The sequence below is a fragment of the Aeromonas mytilicola subsp. aquatica genome (genome assembly GCF_044336385.1).
Taxonomy (GTDB): Bacteria; Pseudomonadota; Gammaproteobacteria; order Enterobacterales; family Aeromonadaceae; genus Aeromonas; species Aeromonas rivipollensis.
Genome location: NZ_CP172298.1, coordinates 2,152,015 through 2,171,582 on the forward strand (window position 1 = coordinate 2,152,015; position 19,568 = coordinate 2,171,582).

18 protein-coding genes and 1 pseudogene are annotated in these 19,568 nt (G+C 63.5%); 7 read left to right on the forward strand and 12 right to left on the reverse strand.

Going from position 1 to position 19,568, the window contains the following annotated elements; genetic code table 11:
• Nucleotides 1-208 precede the first annotated feature (208 nt).
• Nucleotides 209-1,594, reverse strand: coding sequence for an SLC13 family permease (locus tag ACFWHB_RS09890; RefSeq protein WP_395950073.1), 1,386 nt, complete (start codon nt 1,592-1,594; stop codon nt 209-211).
• A gap of 154 nt (nt 1,595-1,748) precedes the next feature.
• The gene (trxC, locus tag ACFWHB_RS09895; protein WP_290029846.1) at nt 1,749-2,189 is read right to left on the reverse strand and encodes a thioredoxin TrxC; all 441 of its coding nucleotides are present in this window, start codon (nt 2,187-2,189) and stop codon (nt 1,749-1,751) included.
• Nucleotides 2,190-2,343: 154 nt separating this feature from the next.
• Between trxC and ACFWHB_RS09900 the strand changes: the two genes are divergently transcribed.
• From ACFWHB_RS09900 to ACFWHB_RS09910, 3 genes are all read left to right on the forward strand, one after another.
• Nucleotides 2,344-5,142: a hybrid sensor histidine kinase/response regulator gene (locus tag ACFWHB_RS09900; RefSeq protein ID WP_395950075.1), complete on the forward strand. Its 2,799-nt coding sequence runs from the start codon at nt 2,344-2,346 to the stop codon at nt 5,140-5,142.
• A 142-nt stretch (nt 5,143-5,284) separates the two neighbouring features.
• Nucleotides 5,285-7,021, forward strand: a complete 1,737-nt coding sequence (locus tag ACFWHB_RS09905) for an ABC transporter transmembrane domain-containing protein (RefSeq protein WP_289983301.1) — start codon at nt 5,285-5,287, stop codon at nt 7,019-7,021.
• Nucleotides 7,022-7,124: 103 nt separating this feature from the next.
• Nucleotides 7,125-8,876 carry an ABC transporter transmembrane domain-containing protein gene (locus ACFWHB_RS09910; RefSeq protein WP_395950076.1) on the forward strand — a complete coding sequence of 584 codons (1,752 nt, stop codon included), beginning with the start codon at nt 7,125-7,127 and terminating at the stop codon, nt 8,874-8,876.
• Nucleotides 8,877-8,935: 59 nt separating this feature from the next.
• On the opposite strand, the gene ACFWHB_RS09915 is transcribed toward ACFWHB_RS09910, so the two are convergent.
• The gene (locus ACFWHB_RS09915) at nt 8,936-10,117 is read right to left on the reverse strand and encodes a hypothetical protein (RefSeq protein ID WP_393935834.1); all 1,182 of its coding nucleotides are present in this window, start codon (nt 10,115-10,117) and stop codon (nt 8,936-8,938) included.
• 429 nt (nt 10,118-10,546) lie between these two features.
• On the opposite strand from ACFWHB_RS09915, the gene ACFWHB_RS09920 reads away from it, so the two are divergent.
• Nucleotides 10,547-11,020, forward strand: a complete 474-nt coding sequence (locus ACFWHB_RS09920; protein ID WP_025327111.1) for a DUF4442 domain-containing protein — start codon at nt 10,547-10,549, stop codon at nt 11,018-11,020.
• A gap of 39 nt (nt 11,021-11,059) precedes the next feature.
• On the opposite strand, the pseudogene ACFWHB_RS09925 reads toward ACFWHB_RS09920, so the two are convergent.
• The 5 genes and pseudogenes from ACFWHB_RS09925 to ACFWHB_RS09945 all read right to left on the reverse strand — a co-directional run.
• Nucleotides 11,060-11,134, reverse strand: a pseudogene (locus ACFWHB_RS09925) (ribosome-associated protein); the annotation flags it as partial.
• Nucleotides 11,135-11,282: 148 nt separating this feature from the next.
• Nucleotides 11,283-11,516: a ribosome-associated protein YbcJ gene (gene ybcJ, locus ACFWHB_RS09930; protein WP_010674882.1), complete on the reverse strand. Its 234-nt coding sequence runs from the start codon at nt 11,514-11,516 to the stop codon at nt 11,283-11,285.
• A 174-nt stretch (nt 11,517-11,690) separates the two neighbouring features.
• Nucleotides 11,691-12,095: a MaoC family dehydratase gene (locus ACFWHB_RS09935; protein ID WP_395950077.1), complete on the reverse strand. Its 405-nt coding sequence runs from the start codon at nt 12,093-12,095 to the stop codon at nt 11,691-11,693.
• Entirely contained in the window at nt 12,092-13,876 is a 1,785-nt protein-coding gene (locus tag ACFWHB_RS09940; protein WP_395950078.1) for a class I poly(R)-hydroxyalkanoic acid synthase, read from the reverse strand. The genes ACFWHB_RS09935 and ACFWHB_RS09940 overlap by 4 nt, the downstream gene beginning before the upstream one ends.
• A gap of 92 nt (nt 13,877-13,968) precedes the next feature.
• Nucleotides 13,969-14,319 carry a phasin family protein gene (locus ACFWHB_RS09945; protein ID WP_025327108.1) on the reverse strand — a complete coding sequence of 117 codons (351 nt, stop codon included), beginning with the start codon at nt 14,317-14,319 and terminating at the stop codon, nt 13,969-13,971.
• Nucleotides 14,320-14,621: 302 nt separating this feature from the next.
• Between ACFWHB_RS09945 and ACFWHB_RS09950 the strand changes: the two genes are divergently transcribed.
• The 3 genes from ACFWHB_RS09950 (at nt 14,622) to pdxY (ending at nt 17,230) form a co-directional block, all read left to right on the forward strand.
• Entirely contained in the window at nt 14,622-15,185 is a 564-nt protein-coding gene (locus ACFWHB_RS09950) for a VC2662 family protein (RefSeq protein ID WP_234690855.1), read from the forward strand.
• 78 nt (nt 15,186-15,263) lie between these two features.
• Entirely contained in the window at nt 15,264-16,019 is a 756-nt protein-coding gene (locus tag ACFWHB_RS09955) for a DUF429 domain-containing protein (RefSeq protein ID WP_395950079.1), read from the forward strand.
• A 335-nt stretch (nt 16,020-16,354) separates the two neighbouring features.
• Nucleotides 16,355-17,230, forward strand: a complete 876-nt coding sequence (pdxY, locus tag ACFWHB_RS09960) for a pyridoxal kinase PdxY (protein ID WP_290029854.1) — start codon at nt 16,355-16,357, stop codon at nt 17,228-17,230.
• A gap of 38 nt (nt 17,231-17,268) precedes the next feature.
• Here the strand turns inward: pdxY and ACFWHB_RS09965 are convergent, their stop codons facing one another.
• The 4 genes from ACFWHB_RS09965 to ACFWHB_RS09980 form a co-directional block, all read right to left on the reverse strand.
• The gene (locus ACFWHB_RS09965; RefSeq protein ID WP_395950080.1) at nt 17,269-17,562 is read right to left on the reverse strand and encodes an antibiotic biosynthesis monooxygenase family protein; all 294 of its coding nucleotides are present in this window, start codon (nt 17,560-17,562) and stop codon (nt 17,269-17,271) included.
• A gap of 113 nt (nt 17,563-17,675) precedes the next feature.
• The gene (locus ACFWHB_RS09970; protein ID WP_139745335.1) at nt 17,676-18,182 is read right to left on the reverse strand and encodes a GNAT family N-acetyltransferase; all 507 of its coding nucleotides are present in this window, start codon (nt 18,180-18,182) and stop codon (nt 17,676-17,678) included.
• Between the two features lie 167 nt (nt 18,183-18,349).
• Nucleotides 18,350-18,742: an NUDIX hydrolase gene (locus tag ACFWHB_RS09975; protein WP_395950081.1), complete on the reverse strand. Its 393-nt coding sequence runs from the start codon at nt 18,740-18,742 to the stop codon at nt 18,350-18,352.
• Nucleotides 18,739-19,329, reverse strand: coding sequence for a class IV adenylate cyclase (locus ACFWHB_RS09980; protein ID WP_395950082.1), 591 nt, complete (start codon nt 19,327-19,329; stop codon nt 18,739-18,741). Before ACFWHB_RS09980 ends, ACFWHB_RS09975 begins: the two co-directional genes overlap by 4 nt.
• Nucleotides 19,330-19,568: the final 239 nt, after the last annotated feature.

Sequence of the window (19,568 nt, forward strand, 5' to 3'; positions counted from 1 at the left end):
CCCGCATCATGGAGGTACTTTCTTAAGGCCGTGTTAATGGCCCGGGGCGCGTCACAGGGCCAGGGCCAGTGGCAAGGAGAGGGGGAGAGGCAGGAGGGAAGAGCGAGAGGGGAAGAATAAACAGAGCCCCGAGGGTGCGGGGCTCTGGTGTGTCAACGGGCCTGGGGGGCGACGGCTCAGAGGCTGGCCCATCGGCCAGGCACCGGGATCAGTGCAGTATATCGCCGAAGAAATAGGCCAGCAGGGTCAGGATGACGGTGAACACCAGGTTCAGCACCAGACCGGCTCGCATCATCTCGCGCTGCTGGATGTGACCGCTGGCGAAGACGATGGCGTTCGGCGGGGTGGCCACCGGCAGCATGAAGGCGCAGGAGGCACCGACGGCGATAAGCACAGACACCACTATGGGGGAGACCCCCAGCGCCTCGGCCACACCGGCGAACAGCGGCACCAGCAGGGCGGCGGTGGCGGTGTTGGAGACCAGCTCGGTCAGGAACACCACGAAGGCGGCAAGGCAGAGCAATATGATGAAGATGGGCATGGTGGAGAGCGCACTGGAGAGGTGCTCCGCCAGGAAGGCGTTGGCACCGGTTTGCTTGAGGATGGCGCTCAAGGTCAGGCCACCCCCGAACAGCAGCAGCACGCCCCAGTCGGTGTTCTGGTTGATGTCATCCCAGCTGGCGACCCGGCTGACGGCGATGGCCAGGATGGCGCCCATGGCGATCAGGGTATCGAACTGGGGAATGCCGCCGAGGGCCGCGGCTAGGGGCTGGGAGCCAATCCACAGCAGCACTGTGGTCAGGAAGATGAGCAAGGTGGTCTTGCGCTGGCCGGTCCACTCTATGGTGACCCGCTCTGTGCTGACCTGGTGCGACAGGTTGGGGCGCGTCACCCAGTAAAGCAGGCCTATGCCCACCGGCATGAAGATGAGCACCACCGGGATGCCGAACTTCAGCCAGTCGGTGAAGCCCAGTCCCATCTGGGCGGCGGCGATGGCATTGGGGGGGCTGCCCACCAGGGTGCCGATCCCGCCGATGCTGGCGCTGTAGGCGACGCCAAGCAGGACGAAGACCAGGGTGCGACGCTCCTTGTGAATGTCGAGCCCCTTGAGCATGCCGAGGGCGAGCGGCATCATCATGGCGGCCGTGGCTGTGTTGCTGATCCACATGGAGAGCGCGGCCGTGATGGTGAACAGCACTATGGCCGCCCAGCCGAGGTGACCCTTGGCCAGCTGCATCACCTTGGCGGCGATCTGGGTATCCAGCCCCTGCTTGGAGAGGGCCGCCGCCAGGGCAAAGCCGCCGAAGAAGAGGAAGAGGACAGGGTTGGCGAAGTCGGTCAGCGACTTGCTCATGTCAAACACCCCGAGCAGGGTGGCGAGCACCGGGATGGACAAGGCCGTGATGGTGATGTTCACCGCCTCGGTCAGCCAGAGGATGGCGATGAAGATCAGGATGCCGAGGCCTTTGTTGATCATGGGATCAAACGGAAGCCAGGCGAGCATGGCACAGAGCAGCAGAACGTCCAGGATGACGATCCCGGCCTTGATGTCCAGCCAGCGTGTAGGGGCGGAAGGGACTGCAGAGGTATGCATGTTGTTCTCTCGGTTAATTTATGGTTGTTGTTGTGTTGCCGAGGTTACATTTATCCCCCTGTTTGAAACAGGGGGATGTGGTCAAATCATGTGGCGACTCACAGAGTCAAGTGAAAATGGATCTGCCATTAAACAGAAATTAAACATTCTGTTTTCATTTAGGCGCTGCCGTGACGGAAAGCAGCCACTCCTTGAACAGGCTCTTTGGCAGGGAGCCGCTGCGCTGAGCCAGGATCTCTCCCCCTTTGAAGATCATCAGGGTCGGGATGCTGCGAATGGCATAGCGGCTGGCGATGGCGGCCTCCTGTTCGGTGTCTAGCTTCACGAAGCGGATGCGGGGTTCGAGCTCCTGGGCTATCTCTTGAAAGACGGGGGCGAACTGCAGGCAGGGGCCGCACCAGCTGGCCCAGAAGTCGACCACCACCGGTATGTCGGACTGGATCAGGGCATCGAAGTGCGCCAGGCGACCCGACACCGGGGAGTGGGAAAACAGCGGTTGGTGGCAGCGACCACACTTTGCACTGGTATCCACCTTGTCGCCGGGCAGGCGATTGCGGGTAAAGCAGTGGCTACAATAGGTAGTGACAAGTGACATAATTGGCTCCTTTATTCATGGCCCGGCAACATCTTTATTGCATTCACAGAGCAGACTAACGGTAACATAGCGCTCAGTTGTTTTTCACACTCGGCTGTTCGGCCCTGATCCTGGGGCACCGGATGGCCGACCATGACATGAGAATCGAGACGGGATGAAGAGTGTTGCACGGGACCATCGTGTTGTCTTTGGCCTTATCATCGTATCGCTGCTGGCGTTCTCTGCCTATTGCTGGCAGTTGCTGAGCCAGCAACAACGCGCCTCCGATCTGAGCGTGGCCGCAGAGCTGGTGCTCAACCGGGTCAATACCGACACCGTCTATCTGCTGGGGCGCGAGAAGGCCAGCGATGGCAGCGTGCAGCAGCGCCTCAGCCTGCTGTCGAGCAGTCTGGATCGCTTCGTGAGCCAGGTGCGCGAAGACCCGGGGTCTGTGGATGATCCCAAGTCCCAGGCGCTGCAACGGGACATCGACGGTTATCTGCTGGATCTCGCCAAGCTCTACACCATGGAGATGACCATCGAATACCTGGCGCCCCGTTTCCAGAGCCAGCTCAAGGCGCTGCTGGCAACCCTGCCGGCCGGGGCCGAACAAGCCCGCGATCTCACCGAGCTCTCCCGGTTGAGCCACTACCTCAGGCGCAGCTGGGACACCAGCGAACAGCGTCAACTGCGGCAACTGCAACTGCACCTGATGGAGACCTACCCCGGGCAGCCCAAAGTCACGGCCCTGACCCAGCTCAGCCAGGAGCTCAATCAGCAGGTGATGGAATACCATCGCCTGCGCAACCAGATCGTCGAGATGAAGGGGCTGGCCTCGTTGCCGGCCTGGAAACAGAGCAAGCTGGATCTTGCCTCCTCCCTCAAGAGCCGCTTCTACCTGATGGTGCTGGGGGGCGCGCTGCTCTGCTTCTCGCTGGTGGCCGCGACCCTGTGGCGCCGCAACCAGAAGCTGAGCGAGCTGTCCCGCCACGCCGCCTTGCTGGCCCAGGCCAAGAGCGACTTCCTGGCCAACATGAGCCACGAGATCCGCACCCCCATGAATGCCATCATCGGCTTCAGCGCCCTGGCGCTGCAGACCAACCTCGATCAGCAGCAGCGGGACTATCTCAACAAGATAAAGTCCTCGTCTGATACTTTGCTGCTGCTCATCAACGACATCCTGGATCTCACCAAGGTGGAGTCCGGCAAGCTGACTCTGGAGGAGATCGACTTCGATCTCAGCGAGCAGCTCGACTCCCTGGCCGCCATGTTTGCGGATCTGGCGGAGCGCAAGCAGATCGAGGTCATCATCAACAAGTCGCCTGCGGTGCCCGATTTTCTGCGCGGCGATCCGCTGCGGCTCGGCCAGGTGCTGGTCAACCTGGTCAACAACGCCATCAAGTTCACCGAGCGGGGGGAGGTGGAGGTGGCCATCACCCTGACCAACCAGCATCCCATGCGGGTGTGCTTCAGCGTGCGGGACACCGGCATCGGCATAGCGCCGGAGAAGCAGGCACAGCTGTTCCAGCCCTTTACCCAGCTGGAGGCGGGTAACACCCGCAAATATGGCGGCTCGGGGCTCGGGCTCAACATCTCCCAGCGGCTGGTGGGGCTGATGGGGGGGGAGATCAGGGTGCAGAGCAAGCCCGGGGTGGGCTCCACCTTCCTCTTCGAGATCCCCCTGTCCCAGGCCGTCTATGGGGTCTCCGGGCGCCGGGTCTTCTTCGATCATCAGCCCCTCATCCTGATGATGGATGACAACGAACTGGTGCTGGAGCTCGCCAAGGACATACTGGGCCGGGCCGGTGCCTCCGTGATCGCGGTCAACAGCCTCTCCCGTGCCCGCCAGGTGTTGCGGGAGGAGGGCCACCACATCCGGCTCGCCATCCTCGACTGGCGGATGGGACAGGAGGACGGCCTGGATCTTGCCCTCGAGATGTATCAGCACAGCCAGTGGCGACGCCTGCCCATACTCATGACCAGCGCCTGGTCCAGGGAGGGGCTGCACGGGCGCATGGAGAGCATGGGGCTGACCCACTTCCTGGCCAAGCCCATGACAGAGAACGCCCTGCTGGCCAAGGTCGATGAGCTGCTCAACGGCAGCTCCCACGACAGCAAGGTCCGTCAGGCCGAGGCGCAGGGGGATCAGCAGCACTTCAGGGAGCTGCTGCACGGGACCCGGGTGCTGCTGGCCGAAGATAACCGCGTCAACCAGCAGCTCATCATGGAGTACCTGCGCCGGGTCGAGGCCGTGGTCACTGTGGTGGACAACGGGCGCGAGGCGGTGGAGCAGGTGGCTGAGCAGCCCTTTGACGTCATCCTGATGGACTTGCAGATGCCGGTGCTCGATGGCCTGGATGCGACCCGCCAGATCCGCAAGATGGTGGACAAGCACGACGTCCCCATCATAGCGCTTACCGCCAGCGCCATGCCGGGGGACAGGGAGCGCTGCCTTGGGGTCGGCATGAACGGTTATGTCACCAAGCCGGTCAGCAAGCTGGATCTCTACAACAACCTGCTGCAGTGGGTGAAGAACGCCAGTGGCGAGCGGCGGGCGCCGCTCGAGGTCAAGCCGCCGGATCTGATGGGGGTGCTGGATCTGGAGGATGCGCTGCGCCGGCTGGAGCAGGACAGGGAGGCGCTGCAGATCCTGTTCAAGCTGTTCCTCTCCGAGCACAAGGACGATCTGTGGGACATTCGCTCCGCCCTGCGCCGCCAGCAACCCGAGGTGGCCTGCCGCCTGCTGCACACCCTGAAGGGGGTGTCGGCCAACATCTCCGCCTCCCGCCTGCAACTGCTGGCCGGCGAGCTGGAGTGGCGGCTGCGGCTGCAAGAGGAGTTGAGCGAGGGGGAGCTGACCCAGTTGCAGCAAGTCTTCACCCAGACCCGGGAAGAGGTCTCCCATTTCCTGCTGACCGGCGAGCAGCAGGAGTCGGTCGCCTTCCCGTTCTCCTCCCCGGACAAGCGGCTGTGAACCGGTGAGATAGCAATCGTTCTCAAGTCGTCCGCTTCAGGCTATGATGACCCACTCCCATCGCCCCCACCTCGGGGGCGATTGTATTGAGCTTCTCTTATGACCACGCGGCCCCCGCTGTGCCGCGAGCAAGGACTTTACTGTGAGCGTATTTTTGCGGCTTGGCTGGTTTTTCAAGGATCAGTGGCGGCGTTATCTGATGGCCATCTCCCTGCTGATGATGGTGGCTCTGTTGACCGTGATCCCCCCCAAGGTGGTGGGCTGGGTGGTGGATGGCATCGCCAGGGGGGAGCTCGATGAGGGCACCCTGATGGGCTATCTGGCGGGGCTGCTGGGCCTCGGCTTGCTCATCTACCTGCTGCGCTACGTGTGGCGGGTCATGCTGTTTGGCGCCTCCTACCGGCTCGCCTATGTGCTGCGCAACCGGCTGTTCAGCCACTTCACCCGCATGAGCCCGGACTTTTACCAGCGCCACCGCACCGGTGATCTGATGGCCCACGCCACCAACGACATCCAGGCGGTGGAGATGACCGCAGGCGAAGGGGTGCTGACCCTGGTGGACTCCTTCATCGTCGGTATCCTGGTGCTCTCCATCATGTGCAGCCAGTACTCCTGGCAGCTGACCCTGCTCTCCTTGCTGCCGCTGCCGGTGATGGCCTTCTTCATGAACCGCTTCGGCACCCAGATCTACAAGGAGTTCAAGGCGGCGCAGGGGGCCTTCTCCCGCCTCAACAACAAGACCCAGGAGGCCCTCTCCGGGGTGCGGGTGCTCAAGTCCTATGCGGTGGAATCCCTGGAAGACAAGGGCTTCGCCGAGCTGACCCGTCAGGCGGGGGAGTGCAACATGGCGGTGGCCCGCATCGATGCCAAGTTCGATCCCGTGATTTACCTCTGCATCGGCTGCTCCTACTTCCTGGCGGTGGCCGGCGGCAGTGCCCTGGTGCTGCAAGACAAGCTGACCCTGGGGGAGCTCACCAGCTTCACCATGTACCTGGGGCAGCTCATCTGGCCCATGTTCGCCATCGCCTGGCTGTTCAACATCATAGAGCGGGGCAGCGCCGCCTATTCGCGCATCGAGAGCATGCTGGGGGAGCGCAGCGACATCGAGGAGCCGGCCCGGCCCGCGGCCTTTGTCTCGGCTCTGCCCCTTGAGGCCAGGGGCCTGGGCTATCGGCTGGAGCAGCGCAGCCTGCTGCATGGCGTGGATTTCACCCTGCAACACGGCGCCATGCTGGGGATAGTGGGGCGCACCGGGGCGGGCAAGAGCTCGCTGCTCAAGCTGTTGATGCGCCTTGCCAATCCCACGGCAGGTGCCATTGCCATGGGGGGCGTGCCCATCGACCAGCTGCCCCTGGGCACCCTGCGCAGCCAGTTTGCCTATGTGCCCCAGGAGCCTTTCCTGTTTTCCACCACCATCGCCGCCAACATCGCCCTCGGCAAGCCGGAGGCGAGCCGGGAGGAGATAGAGCGGGTGGCCCGCATCGCCTGCGTCCACGACGACATAGTGCGTTTCCCCAGGGGGTATGAGACCGAGGTGGGGGAGAAGGGGGTGACCCTCTCTGGGGGCCAGAAGCAGCGCCTCGCCATCGCCCGCGCCCTGTTGCTGGCGGCGCCTATCCTGGTGCTGGATGACGCCCTGTCGGCGGTGGATGCCCACACCGAGCAGCAGATACTGCTGGCGCTCAAGGCCCACAGACGGACCCTCATTCTGGTCAGCCACCGCATGACGGCGGTGGAGCAGGCCGACGAGATCCTGGTGCTGGATCAGGGAGCCATCAGCGAGCGCGGTGCTCACGGCGCCCTGATGGCCCACAACGGCTGGTATGCGGACATGGTGCGCTATCAGCGCCTGGAACAAGATGTGGAGGAGAGCCTGTGAGTTTGATGATGAGACGAATGGTTCCCCCCACCCCTTCTCCCGCGAGGGGAGAAGGGGGCAAAGAGAGTCAATTCCTTGGGAACGCTGTGCTGGAGGCAAGTCTGTGAATCCAACCATCAAACGCCTGCTCGCCTACTGCGCCCGCTATCCTCGCTGGCTGGTGCAGGCGGGCATCTGCCTGCTGTTGGCCACCGGCGCCGAAGTGGCCGGGCCCCTGCTTATCAAGCTGTTCATCGATGACTACCTGGCGCCGCGCCAGCTGGTGTGGCCCCACATCGCCGCCCTGGCCGCCGGTTATCTGGGGTTGCAGGTGCTCTCTGCCGCGGGCTTCTACCTGCAATCCCTGCGCTTCAACCGCATCGCCCAGGCAGTGGTGCAGACCCTGCGCGAGCAGGTGTTTGCCACCGCCATCCGGCTGCCTGCCCGCTATTTCGACAAGCACCGCTCGGGTTCCCTCATCTCCCGCATCACCAACGACACAGAGGCGATCATGAACCTCTATGTGCAGGTGATAGGGCTGCTGGTGCAAAAAGTGGTGCTGCTGTGCGGCATCCTCATCTCCATGGCGCTGCTGGATCTGCGCCTGATGCTGGTGTGCGCCACCTTGCTGCCGGCGGTGGGGGCCGTGATGTGGCTCTACCAGCGCCTGAGCGTGCCCGTGGTGCGGGCGACCCGCAGCCTGCTCTCCGACATCAACAGCCGGCTCAACGAGTCCCTGCAGGGGATGCCGGTCATTCAGGCCATGGTGCAGGAGCGCCACTTCGCCAATGCCTTTGCCGAGGTGAACCAGCAGCACTGGCAGGCCAGGATCAAGAGCCTCAAGATCAACGGCATACTGCTGCGCCCCCTCATCGATCTCTTCTACATGATGGTGCTCATCGGCCTGCTGGCCCTGTTTGCCAAGGAGGGGTTGAGCGCGGGTGGCGCCATCCAGGTGGGGGTGCTCTACGCCTTCATCAGCTATCTGGGGCGCATGATCGAGCCCCTCATCGAGATGACCAACCAGCTCAACCAGCTGCAGCAGGCCATGGTGGCGGGGGAGCGGGTGTTCGCCCTGCTGGACGAACCCCGGGAGAGCACGCAAGGCGAGACGCTGCCCCTGGCGGGACGGGTGCGTTTCGAGCGGGTGAGCTTTTCCTACGATGGCCAGCAGCCGGTGCTGCAGGAGGTGAGCTTTGCCACCCGTCCCGGCCAGATGCTGGCGCTGGTGGGCCACACCGGCAGCGGCAAGTCCACCATCATCAGCCTGCTGATGGGCTTCTATCCGCTGGATCAGGGCTGCATCCGTTTCGATGATCACCCCATGAGCGCGCTGTCGCTCTCGGCGGTGCGCCGCAGCATAGGCCTGGTGCAGCAGGATCCCTTCATCTTCGTCGGGACCTTGGCAGAAAACCTGCGCCTTGGTCGTGACGGCATCGATGAGGCGCGGCTCTGGCAGGCCCTGGAGGAGGTGCAGCTGGCCGCGTTCGTGCGCCATCTGCCCAAGGGGCTGGAGACCCTGATGGAGGAGGGGGGCAAGAACCTCTCCGCCGGCCAGCGCCAGCTGCTCTCCTTTGCCCGCGCCCTGGTGGGGGATCCGCGCATCCTCATCCTGGACGAGGCGACCGCGAGCGTGGACTCCCAGACCGAGCTGGCGCTCTCCCAGGCGCTCTCGGCGGCGCGCCGTGGCCGTACCACCATCGCCATCGCCCACCGGCTCTCCACCATAGTGGATGCGGACGAGATACTGCTGCTCTCCCGCGGCCAGGTGAGCGAGCGCGGCACCCATGGGGAGCTGATGGCGCTGGGGGGTCACTACGCCCAGCTGTTCGAGATGCAGAGCCAGGGCGCCTGGCTCGAAGAGAAACGGGCCTGAAGCCCTGGATATAAAACAGCCGGCAGATGCCGGCTGTGTTGTTTCCAAGATGGGGAAGATCAGACCGTCGCCTTGCTCCGTGCGATCTGCTTGGGTTGCAGAGGCGGGAAGTCGTCGTTGAAGAAGGTATCGGCTTCCTCGATCTGGGCCTTGCGCTGCTTCTGGATGAAGCTGTCGAAGTCGCGCTTGATCTCCGGATCCTTGAGCGCCTCGTAGTCGAACACATTGGCGGCATAGAGGTAGTTGAAGTGGATGTCGACGAATTCGGCGCTGGCACAGGCGGAGGTGAACTTGCTGTTCTGGCGGTCGAAGTTGACGCGGTACTGCTTGATCTTGGGCACATAGACCAGCTCGCTGCCCACCTTGAACACCTCGACCGTGATGCCGACCGTGATGGTCTTGTAGAAGTCCTTGTTGTTCTCCACCCCGAAGCGGATGGCATCCCCCTGCTTTTGCAGGAACTTGTTGAAGCTGGCCAGCGCCGTGGTGCCCTGGCTTACCACCACGTCCATGATGAAGTTGATGAAGTCGGTGGCGATGCTGAGCCCCTTGATGTGGCGGCTGTAGCTCTGCTGATCGATCTTGCTCGGCCCCATCAGGGGGATCTTGGAGAGGGCCCGGGCCCAGAGATCCGCGTCCGTCTTGTACTGCTCGCCATAGGCCTCGGCGTAGCGGTTGATGTAGGCGGTGACCACTGAGGTGATGGCGATGAGGTAGGCCTTCTGCTCCGCCAGTTTGGCCATGACGGCGGGGTCGTCCAGCAGCTCGTTGGCCACGATGAACTCCACCAGACCATCCTTGTCGGCATAGGGGTCGCTGCCCAGGTTCCTGGCGGTGGTGGGCAGGTTGACGTCGTTGAAGAAGGCCTCGGCCTCGGCGAACTGATCCCGGTTGTTCAGGCGGCTGGCGGGGGCCTCACGCACCAGCTGGCAGAGCACTATCTCGGCCTCGTAGTCCGACTCGCGCCACAGGGGCGCCTGGGCCTGATTGCCAAAGGTCTTCTTGTAGGCGAGGTTGAAGTCGAACAGCACAGAGCTGCAGCCGCAATCCATGGCGAAGTCGACGGCGTAGCTGAGCGGCCCTGTGGGCAGGGGCTTGCTCATCTTGCCCTTGACCGCCAGGTTGGCGTAGCACTTGAGGTACTCCCGGCCAAACAGCTCAAAGGCACGGTTGTTGTTGAAGTTGAGCAGGAAGGTACCGGCGCTCTCGCCCCCGTTGAACAGCTGTTGAACGTTACTCATCTCTCTATCCTTATGCTGAGATTGGTGTCACAGGATGACTCGGTGCCAGCTGGCCATGCACGAGCCAGCAGAGCCTAGCGAGGGGGGAGGCATTTCGTTACTGTGACTAATCCCAGTGGCGCTGGCGGATGAGTGGACTAGCGCCGGGGCAACTCCGTTTATCGTTAGCTTTCAGCCGGCTAGGGTCGTCATGAAAGTGCCATATGAGTTCTTTCTTGAAAAAAACTCCGCCATCAGGGGGAAATGGCGTCGCAGTGGCGGCGAATGCCCGGGGTTATCATTTATCTATCGAATGCAGCGGCGCCCATCATTTGATTTTCAAATGCACTCGGGAGTCGATCGTCCTCACAACGACGGCAATGGAGGCTTGTCTATTGGGGTGGGGGCTGGCAACATTTCGGTCACAATCACTCATCGGATCAGTTTGCAATGGACCTGCAACGCTTCAAAGCCAATCTGGCACTGCGCCTGTTCGCCTGGCGCTATATTCCCGTCATCGGATTCTGTGCCCCCGTCATCGAAGAGATGAATGCCAAGGCGCTGCGCATCCGCATTCCCCTCGGCTGGCGTACCCGCAACCACCTGGGCAGCATGTACTTCGGGGCGCTGGCCACCGGCGCCGATCTGGTGGGGGGCTTGCTGGTGATGGAGAAGGGGCGGGCGCGGCGCAAGAAGGTGCACTTCGCCTTCAAGGATGTGCAGGGGGAGTTTCTGAAGCGCCCCGAGGGGGACGTGCAGTTTGACTGCGCGGCCGGGGAGGCCATAGACGCCATGATAGACGAGTCACTGGCGACCGGGCAGCGCATCAACCGCCCCATCCAGGTGGTGGCCACCTGCCCGTCGCTCAACGGAGATGAGGCGATGGCGCGTTTCGTGCTGACCCTGTCGATCAAGGCCAGCTGAATGCTGACGGGCGCGTTGGCGCCCTTATTCAAGCAGGGATCAGAGGATCTCGGGGCTGACGCCTTCCTTCACCACCACCTTCATGCCGTTGAAGTTGACCACCTGCTCGGCGACTGTGCTGGGTAGCGCTTGCGGGGGCAGACCTAGGGCTTAGAGGATCTCGGGGCTGACGCCTTCTTTCACCACTACCTTACATGCCGTTGAAGTTGACCACCTGCTCGGCGACTGTGCTGGGTAGCGCTTGCGGGGGCAGACCTCGGGCTTAGAGGATCTCGGGGCTGACGCCTTCCTTCACCACCACCTTCATGCCGTTGAAGTTGACCACTTGCTCGGCGACTATCTTGCAGCGTTTGCGGGTCTCGACCTGACCGTCCACTTCCACCAGGCCCTCGGCGACCAGCGCCTTGGCGGCACCGCCACAATCGGCCCAACCCTGATGCTTGATCAGGTCACACAAGGCAACGAAGGGGTGACCTTCGAGCAGAAACGTCTCCATGGGAATTCCTCTAGCTGGATGAATGCCTACACGGCAGGGCGGCCATTTTAGGCAGTTAGGCGGGGCAGGGAAAGGGCCTGGGCCAAATTGCCCCGAAAAAGGGGGCGAGGGGAGCGGGGGAGAACAATCAGCCCGGCAGGGGCCGGGCTGATTGTGCCTGCGTGCCGCCGGTGCTTAAGGCAGCTTGACCACGGCTTCCCCCGTCACGGCGAGGGCGCCATCCTGGGTGAAGATGCGGGTGGTCAGGGTGGCGATGGGCTTGTCGCTACGAAGGGCGGTCACCTCCACTTCGGCCGTCACCTCGTCCCCGACAAAGACCGGCAGCTTGAAGCTGAGGCTCTGACCCAGATAGATGCTCCCCTTGCCCGGCAACTGCTGGCCCAGCAGCCCGGAGAAGAGGCCGGCGAGCAGCATGCCGTGGACTATGGGCCGCTCAAACGCCGTGGTGGCGGCGAAGGCCGGGTCCAGGTGCAGGGGGTTGAAGTCCTCCGAGAGCGCTGCGAAGGCGGTCACCTCCGCCGCCCCGAACCGCTTGCTGAGACGGGCCTTCTGGCCCACTTCAAGAGGCAGTGCACTCATGCGGCGTCCTCCTCTGTGGCGCTGGCAAACACGGGGTTGAGCCGCACCTTGACATAGTGGCCGGGGGCGGGGGCCAGCCCCTCCTCGGGCACCCGCGCGGGGACGGGCTCTGACCCTTCGTCACGGCTCTGGATAAAGCCCATCATCTCGGGCCACCAGGAGCCGCCCTGGTGCGTCGCCCCTGCCAGCCAGCTCTCCGGGCTCTCGGCCTCGGCTCCGTTGTGCCAGAAGCCGTACTTGTTGGCGGCCGGCGGGTTGATGATGCCGGCGATGTGGCCGGACTCCGCCAGGAGGAAGCGCTGCTCCCCGCCAAACAGCTTCATGCCCTGCCAGGTGCCCTGCCAGAGGGCGATGTGATCGTCCACCGCCGACACCAGCAGCACCGGGGTCTTCACCTTGCCGAGATCGATGCGGGTGTTGCGGATCTTGAGCTCCCCCTTCACCAACTGGTTCTCCAGGTAGAGACGACGCAGCAGGCTGTTGTGGGTCTTGCCCGCCACATTGGTGCTGTCGCTGTTCCAGTGCAGCAGATCGAAGGCCACCGGGCTCTGGCCCTTGAGGTAGCTGTCGATGTAGTAGTTCCAGTAGAGGCTGTTCTCCCGCAGCAGGCTGAAGGAGACAGCCAGCTGGCGCCCGTCCATGATGCCCTTGGCCTCATTTTGCGACTCGAGCGCCGCTATGATGGGCTCGTGGATGAAGATGCCAAGCTCCCCTGGCTGGGAGAAGTCCAGCAGGGTAGTGAACAGGGTGGCGGTGCGCACCCGCTGCTTCTGGCGCCGCGCCGCCAGCCAGCCCATGGCGAGCGACAGGGCGGTGCCGCCGATGCAGTAGCCGATGCCGTGCACCTCCCGCTCGCCGGTGGCCGCCTCCACGCCGTCCAGGGCGGCGATGACGCCATCCACCACGTAGTCGTCGAGATCGATTTGGGCCTGGGCCACGCCCGGGTTGCGCCAGGAGATCATGAACACCGTCTGGCCCTGGGCGACCAGCCAGGCGACCAGGGAGTTCTGGGGCCGCATGTCCATGATGTAGTACTTGTTGATGAAGGGGGGCACTATCAGCACAGGCGTCTTGCCCACCGTCTCGGTAGTCGGGCTGTACTGGATCAGCTCATAGAGCTCGGTGCGCTGTACCACCCGGCCCGGGGTCAGGGCCAGATCTCGCCCGAGCTCGAAGGCGGATTCGTCGGTCAGGCGGATGTTGAGCTGATCGGCGCTGCGCTCCAGATCCTCGGCCAAGAGGGCCAGTCCGCGCACCAGGTTCTGGCCGTCGGACTCCAGGGTCAGCTTGAGCAGCTCGGGGTTGGTCGCCAGGAAGTTGCTGGGGGCCATGGCGTTGACGTACTGGCGGGTGAAGAAACGCAGCCGCTCCCGGCTCTTCTGGGGGACGCCCTCCAGGGCATCCACCGAGGCCAGCAGGTGCCTGGCGGTGAGCAGGTAGGACTGCTTGAGGTAGTCATAGATGGGTTGTTCGCTCCAGGCCTCGGCCTTGAAGCGGCGATCGCTGCGCTCCGGGGTGATCACCGGCTCGCTCGGCTGGCCTGCGCTTTTGAGCAGGGTGTGCTGCATCAGCTTGAGCTGATCCTGCCACCAGTTCATCTGGGCCTGGATCAGTTGCCAGGGTTGCTGGCTGCCCTGCTCCAGCACCTGGCCCAGATCGTCCAGATTGGTCTGCAGCAGCGCCTGGGCGGTGCGCTCTGTCTGGGCCTTGGCCATGGCCAGCAGCTTGTCATTGTAGTGGGCCAGGGCCTCGAACAGCGGGCCATAAGATGGTTGGCTCATGTGCTCTCCTTCACCCACACCCGAGGCGGGAGCTAGCCCGTACCGTCGAGTCGTGGGGAGATGTGGCTGCCCGAACGGGCAGCCAGGGGTTATCAGGCCTTGCCCGTGCTCTTCTTGATGCCGTCCGCGGTCAGGACATCCAGCTCTTCCTTGAACTGCTGGCCGAGGGCGCTCAGCTTCTGGATGTCATCCAGCATCTGGCGGGAGAGCTGGCTGGCGGTCTCCAGTTGCACCGTGCCCAGGGCTGCCAGGCTCTGGGTGTCCTGCACCTTGCTCACGGCCTGCAACTGGTTGAGGCCCAGTTCGGCGTAGGCGTTGGCGGAGGCCAGCTGCAACCGGGTCAGCTGTTCGATGTTGCTGGCCAGCAGCTGGTTGTAGCGGGTGAGGGGGGCGGCGAAGCCTTGCATCTGCTCGGTAAAGCTCTTGATCACGTCCATATTCATCATCGGTCTCCAGTTCGGCAGAACAGTGTTGTTGTGGGCCAATCGGCCCTTCTTACGGGTACTGCATGTCATCCCTGTCTACGTGTTGCTTGCTCTGTTCAAACACACGTTTGAGCATTCTGCAACCAAATGCGGTTTGGTGTAAATGACATAAATGTTAATTTCTGTTTGAATTTTTTGTCAGCGACACCCGTCGGGGAGGCGGATCAGACGAGAGGTGACGCACTGGGTCCGGCGCGCCCTCGCCGCACCGGCGCCGCGCTGATAGGCTGGCACGTCATTCAGACTGCCAAGGAATCCCGATGAAACCTCTCGCCCTGCTGCTCGGTTGCTCCGCGCTGGCCCTCGCCGGCGTGGCCCAGGCCAGCACCCCGGTCCAGATCTCCCTGCCCGGCATCAACCTGCCTTCCTCCCACCAGGTGGAAGGGGCGCGCGCCTCCTTCCTGTATGGCCGCACCGGTCAGGTGAAGGGCATAGATCTGCCGGTGTTCGCCCTCTCCGACGTGGATCAGTTCACCGGCTTGCAGCTTGGCATCTTCTTCGGCGCCGCCCGGGTGCGCCATCAGTTCGGCGGGGTCGCCATCAACGCCGTCAACTGGCACGAGGGGCAGGACACCGGGGTCAACCTGGGTTTCGTCAACCTGACCAACAACGTGCAGGGGCTGAACTGGGGGGCGGTCAACATCGCCAAGGGCAATGCCCTGGCCAACCTCGGCTTCGTCAACTATGCCGAGCGCACCACCTTCCAGCTTGGCTTCATCAATGCCACCAAGCACCTCGATGGCCTGCAGATAGGCCTCGCCAACTACGCCGAGAACGGCATCTTCCCCATCTTGCCGCTGATCAACTTCAAGAAATCCTTCTAGGAAGGGCGCCCGGCCTTGCTTTAGGGGGCGCAGCCATTACCCTGTGCTCCATCAATAGTGCGCAGAGGTGACAGGGGCATGACAACGGAACACTTGGATGCCATCGGCATCGGTTGGGATGTAAGGGGCTGGCAGGGCAATGCCCAGGCGGTGGCCGTGGTGGGCTGGCAGGCCCGCACGCAGCAGTTGCACTGGCTCGGGGTCTCCCCCCTGTTTAGGTTGAGCTCCCGGGTGGCGCCGGATCTGGACGCCTTGCTGCGCCCGGCGCTGCAAGACGAGATGGCGCTGATGCAGGTGCTGGCCTGCCCGCGATTGGCGCTCGGCATCGATGCCCCGCTGGCCTTTCCCCGAGCCCTTGGCGACTTGCTGGCTGGGAGGGGAGTCGAGTGCGCCGTGCCCCAGCGGGAGATAGACAACCCCTATGCCTATCGGGACTGCGAGCGCTGGCTGCATCAGCAATACGGCAAGAAGCCGCTGTCGGCCACCTTCGACAGGCTAGGCAACAACGCCACCCTGGCGCTCTCCATCTTGCCGCGCCTCGGGGATCTGCTGCTTGTGCCCAGGCAGCAGCCCCACGCCGATCGCGCCGTGCTGGAGGTCTATCCGGCTCTTGCCAAGGTAGCAGGCAAGGCCTCACCGGCTAGGGCGGAGATAGCCGCCTCCTTGCCAGCTGATGTGGTGGCCGGGACGGATCGTTACGACGCCGCCCTCTGCGCCCTGATGGCGCTGCAATACGCCGCCGGGGGGGCCGTCACCGCCCTGCCAAACCTTGTCTCTGCGCCCTCCGATTTCCCCCTGGACGAAGGCTGGGTCTATCACTTCGTCAGGCCTTAAGCCTTAAGTACGAAACCCGGGGCGTCGGCCCCGGCTTGCCTGCCGCCGCGCCTCGTTGTTCTTCCTCGACGCTTTCTCTCGCCATCCGCCACCTTGTATTAAAAATGCTCTCATATGCCATCAAACAAGAGTGTGAAGAGCCCATATCACACCGACGAGGCCGAGGCGGTCTTGATTCACCAGGTTGAGCAGGCGTGGGGGGAGGTTGGTGTAACACTCCATTGAATGGTCTTTTTGCCGCATAAATGGCGAGGATTGCCGGGAATCGCTGGCAGAGCCCGCTCTGCATCCGATATATTGCCCGCTTTCCTCATGCTTCTTCAGTGGTGGTGTCGATGAAACGCATTCTCTCTATCCAATCCCACGTGGTATTTGGCTGTGCCGGCAACAGCGCCGCCGTCTTCCCCATGCGCCGTCTCGGCATGGAGGTGTGGCCCGTCAATACGGTGCAGTTTTCCAATCACACCCAGTACGCGGCGGGATGGCAGGGGATGGCGATGCCCGCCGGTCATATCAGTGCCCTCTGTCAGGGGCTGATGGATATCGAGGTGCTGGGGCGCTGCGATGCGGTGCTGAGCGGCTACCTGGGATCGGCGGAGCAGGGGAACGAGATCCTGGCTGTGGTTGCGGCCGTCAAGGCGGCCAATCCGGCGGCCATCTATTTTTGCGATCCCGTCATGGGGCACCCGGAGAAGGGGTGCATAGTCGCCCCCGGCGTGACCCGCTTCCTCACCGAGCAGGCGCTGCCGGTGGCGGACATCATGGCCCCCAACCTGCTGGAGCTGGAGACCCTGTGCGGCGTCCACCTGACGACCCTGGCCCAGACTCGCGCAGCCGCTCACCAGCTGCTGGAAAGCGGCGTCAAGATGGTGCTGGTCAAGCACCTGGGGCGCGCCGCCAGTGATCCCGGCCGTTTCGAGATGCTGCTGGCCACCCCGCAGGGGGATTATCTCATCGCCCGGCCGCTCTACCCGTTTGCCCGCCAGCCGGTGGGGGTGGGGGATCTCATCAGCGCCCTGATGCTGGCCAACCTGCAGGCCGGGTTTGATGCGGTGGCCGCCTTCGAGCGCACCAACGCCGCTGTCGATGAAGTGCTGCGCCAGACCTGGCAGGCGGATGCCTACGAGTTGCAGCTGATCGCGGCCCAGGCCGACTTCGCCGAGCCGCGGATCGCACACAGGGCCGAGCGCCTGGCCGATGGTGTGGCGTGATGCCTCAACCCTGATCGGCCAAGTTCATCCTGGGCTGATCAAGGTTGTACGGCCTGAAAGTGCTCCACAGTGGGGAAGGGATCGTAGAAGTGATGGAGCAGTGTCTTCCACTGCTGGTACTGGGGGGAGCCGCGAAAGCCCTGGGTGTGATCCTCTAGCCGTTGCCAGTTGACCAGCAGCAGGTAGCGGTGTGAGTCGGTCAGTGAGCGTTGCAGCTGGTGGCCGGCGTAACCGGGCAGGGTGCTGATGATGCGCTGGGCCTGCTCGAATGCCTGCTCGAAGGCGGCAGCCTGGCCCGGGATGATCTGCAGCGGGGCGACTTCCAATATCATGATGGCTCCTTGCCGTCTCTGGATGAAGGGGCCATTTGAGCAGTGAACGCGCCAATAAACAAGGCCAGCCTGGGGGCTGGCCTTGTTGCGTTGGGCCCTTGGGCTCTCGCCCCTCAGAGCTGCTTGTAGAAGAACTGGGTCGCCGCCAGGGTGCCGTCCGCGTTGCGGGCGAAGTCCGGGATCTGGCCGGCCTCCTGGTAGCCCAGCTGGCGGTAGAGGGTGGAGGCGATGTCGCCGACCCGGGTGTCCAGCACCAGCAGGGTGCGCCCGGCCTCGCGGGCCCCTTGCTCCATGGCCTGCATGAGGGCGCGACCCACCCCCTTGCCGCGAGCCTGGCTGTGTACCATCAGCTTCTCCACCTCGGCCCTGTGACCGCCGTTGGCCTTGGTGCAGAGCGACAGCTGCAGGGCGCCCACCAGATGGTGCTGATCGAAGGCCACCCAGAGCCTGCGCACCCCGTCGGCCAGCTCCCCTTCGATGCCTTGCCAGTACTCCAATCCCCGCTCTTCCTGCAGGGGAGGCAGGAAGCCCACCGAGGCGCCGCTGGCCACGCAATCTTGCAGCAGTGTGATCAACGCAGGCTTGATGCCTCTGGTGCTATCGACCTCAAGGATCTCCATTGAAACTCCTCTTCTTGTATCCAATTGCCAATCCATTCGGGATTAACGGTTCAATCTCGCTCTGTCAGCCAGTCTCACTGCGGCGGAGCTGGAAGCCTGTCCACGAGCCATCTCTGTCAGCCGGTGTTCCTGGGGCGGAGCTGGAAGGCTGTTCACGAGTCAGCTTTCTAGCGGATCAGTCCCTGCTCAGCCAGCCACTGGAACAGCAGGCGGGAGACCGGAGAGATGTCATCCAGATGGCGGCTGTCCAGCCAGCGCAACTCGGCGATCTCCGCCGAGGCGGTGGGGCTGCCGTCAGCCTCCCCTGTGTAGCAGCGCAGCCTGACTTGCACCCCTTGCGGCTTGCCGTCGGCCTGGGCGCTGAACTCGCAGGCGAGGCGCAGTGTCTGTGGTTTGAGGCTGACCGCCAGCTCCTCCCCTATCTCCCGCACCAGGGCGGCCTCGTCGCTCTCCCCCGGCTCACGCTTGCCGCCGGGGATGTAGTAGAGGGCCTTGCCGTGGGAGCGGGCACAGAGCAGTTGCCCCTCCTTGAAGGTGAGCCAGGCGAGTTTGTCGATCATGGGGCTGATTCCTCTTGTTTCCTCTTTTCACAGGTTCGAAGGTGAGCTGACTGCTCGCACAGGGTGCGATAGGAGCGGGTCTCCCGCATCTCGGGGCAGAGCCCCAGCCGGGCGGCCAGCGCCAGCAACTGCTCCCGGTAAGCGGGCAGCGCGGCCTCCTCGTCGGTCATGATGGCGAGCTCGGCAAAATCCCCTATCCCGACCAGGCTATCCAGGGTCAGGTGGAAGGGGCCAAGGAAGTAGATGCTGCGGCGCTTATCGATGGTCAGCACCGGCTGGTAGCCCAGGGTGCGCACCATGCTGATGGCCTTGTCCGCATCCGTGATGTTGACCGCCTCGCAGCGATCGGGCCCCGGTCCCTTGACTATCCAGAGCCGGATGCCGGAGGGCGCCATGGTGCGGATCACCAGGCTCTTCTGCTCCCTCGCCAGGGCGCTGTCCGCCGTGTCGAAGTAGCAGTCCTGCTCATGATTTTCCGCCACCATCAGCTCGGGGCCGAGTGCCTCGAGGGCACGCAGGAAGGCCGCGCTATCCGCCAGGCGGTATTTGAACTCCACCTCGAAGCGACCCTGAAAATGTGTGGTCATGGCTCGGCACCGGCACCCAAACGGAAAATGAATAGGGCAGACTAGCAAAAGCGCGGGGCTCGCCCAAGCACCGGGATCACAGCTTGGCGCTGACTGCTCTCTTTATGACCATATGGTGAGGGAAAATCCGCCCTGGTGCACAGCTTGCGGCGGGGCGACTGGGCGCCGCCAGGGGGCTGTGCTCTAATAAGCTCCCTCTTTGGCGGTAGCCCTGCCGCCCTGAACATAGACAACGAGGC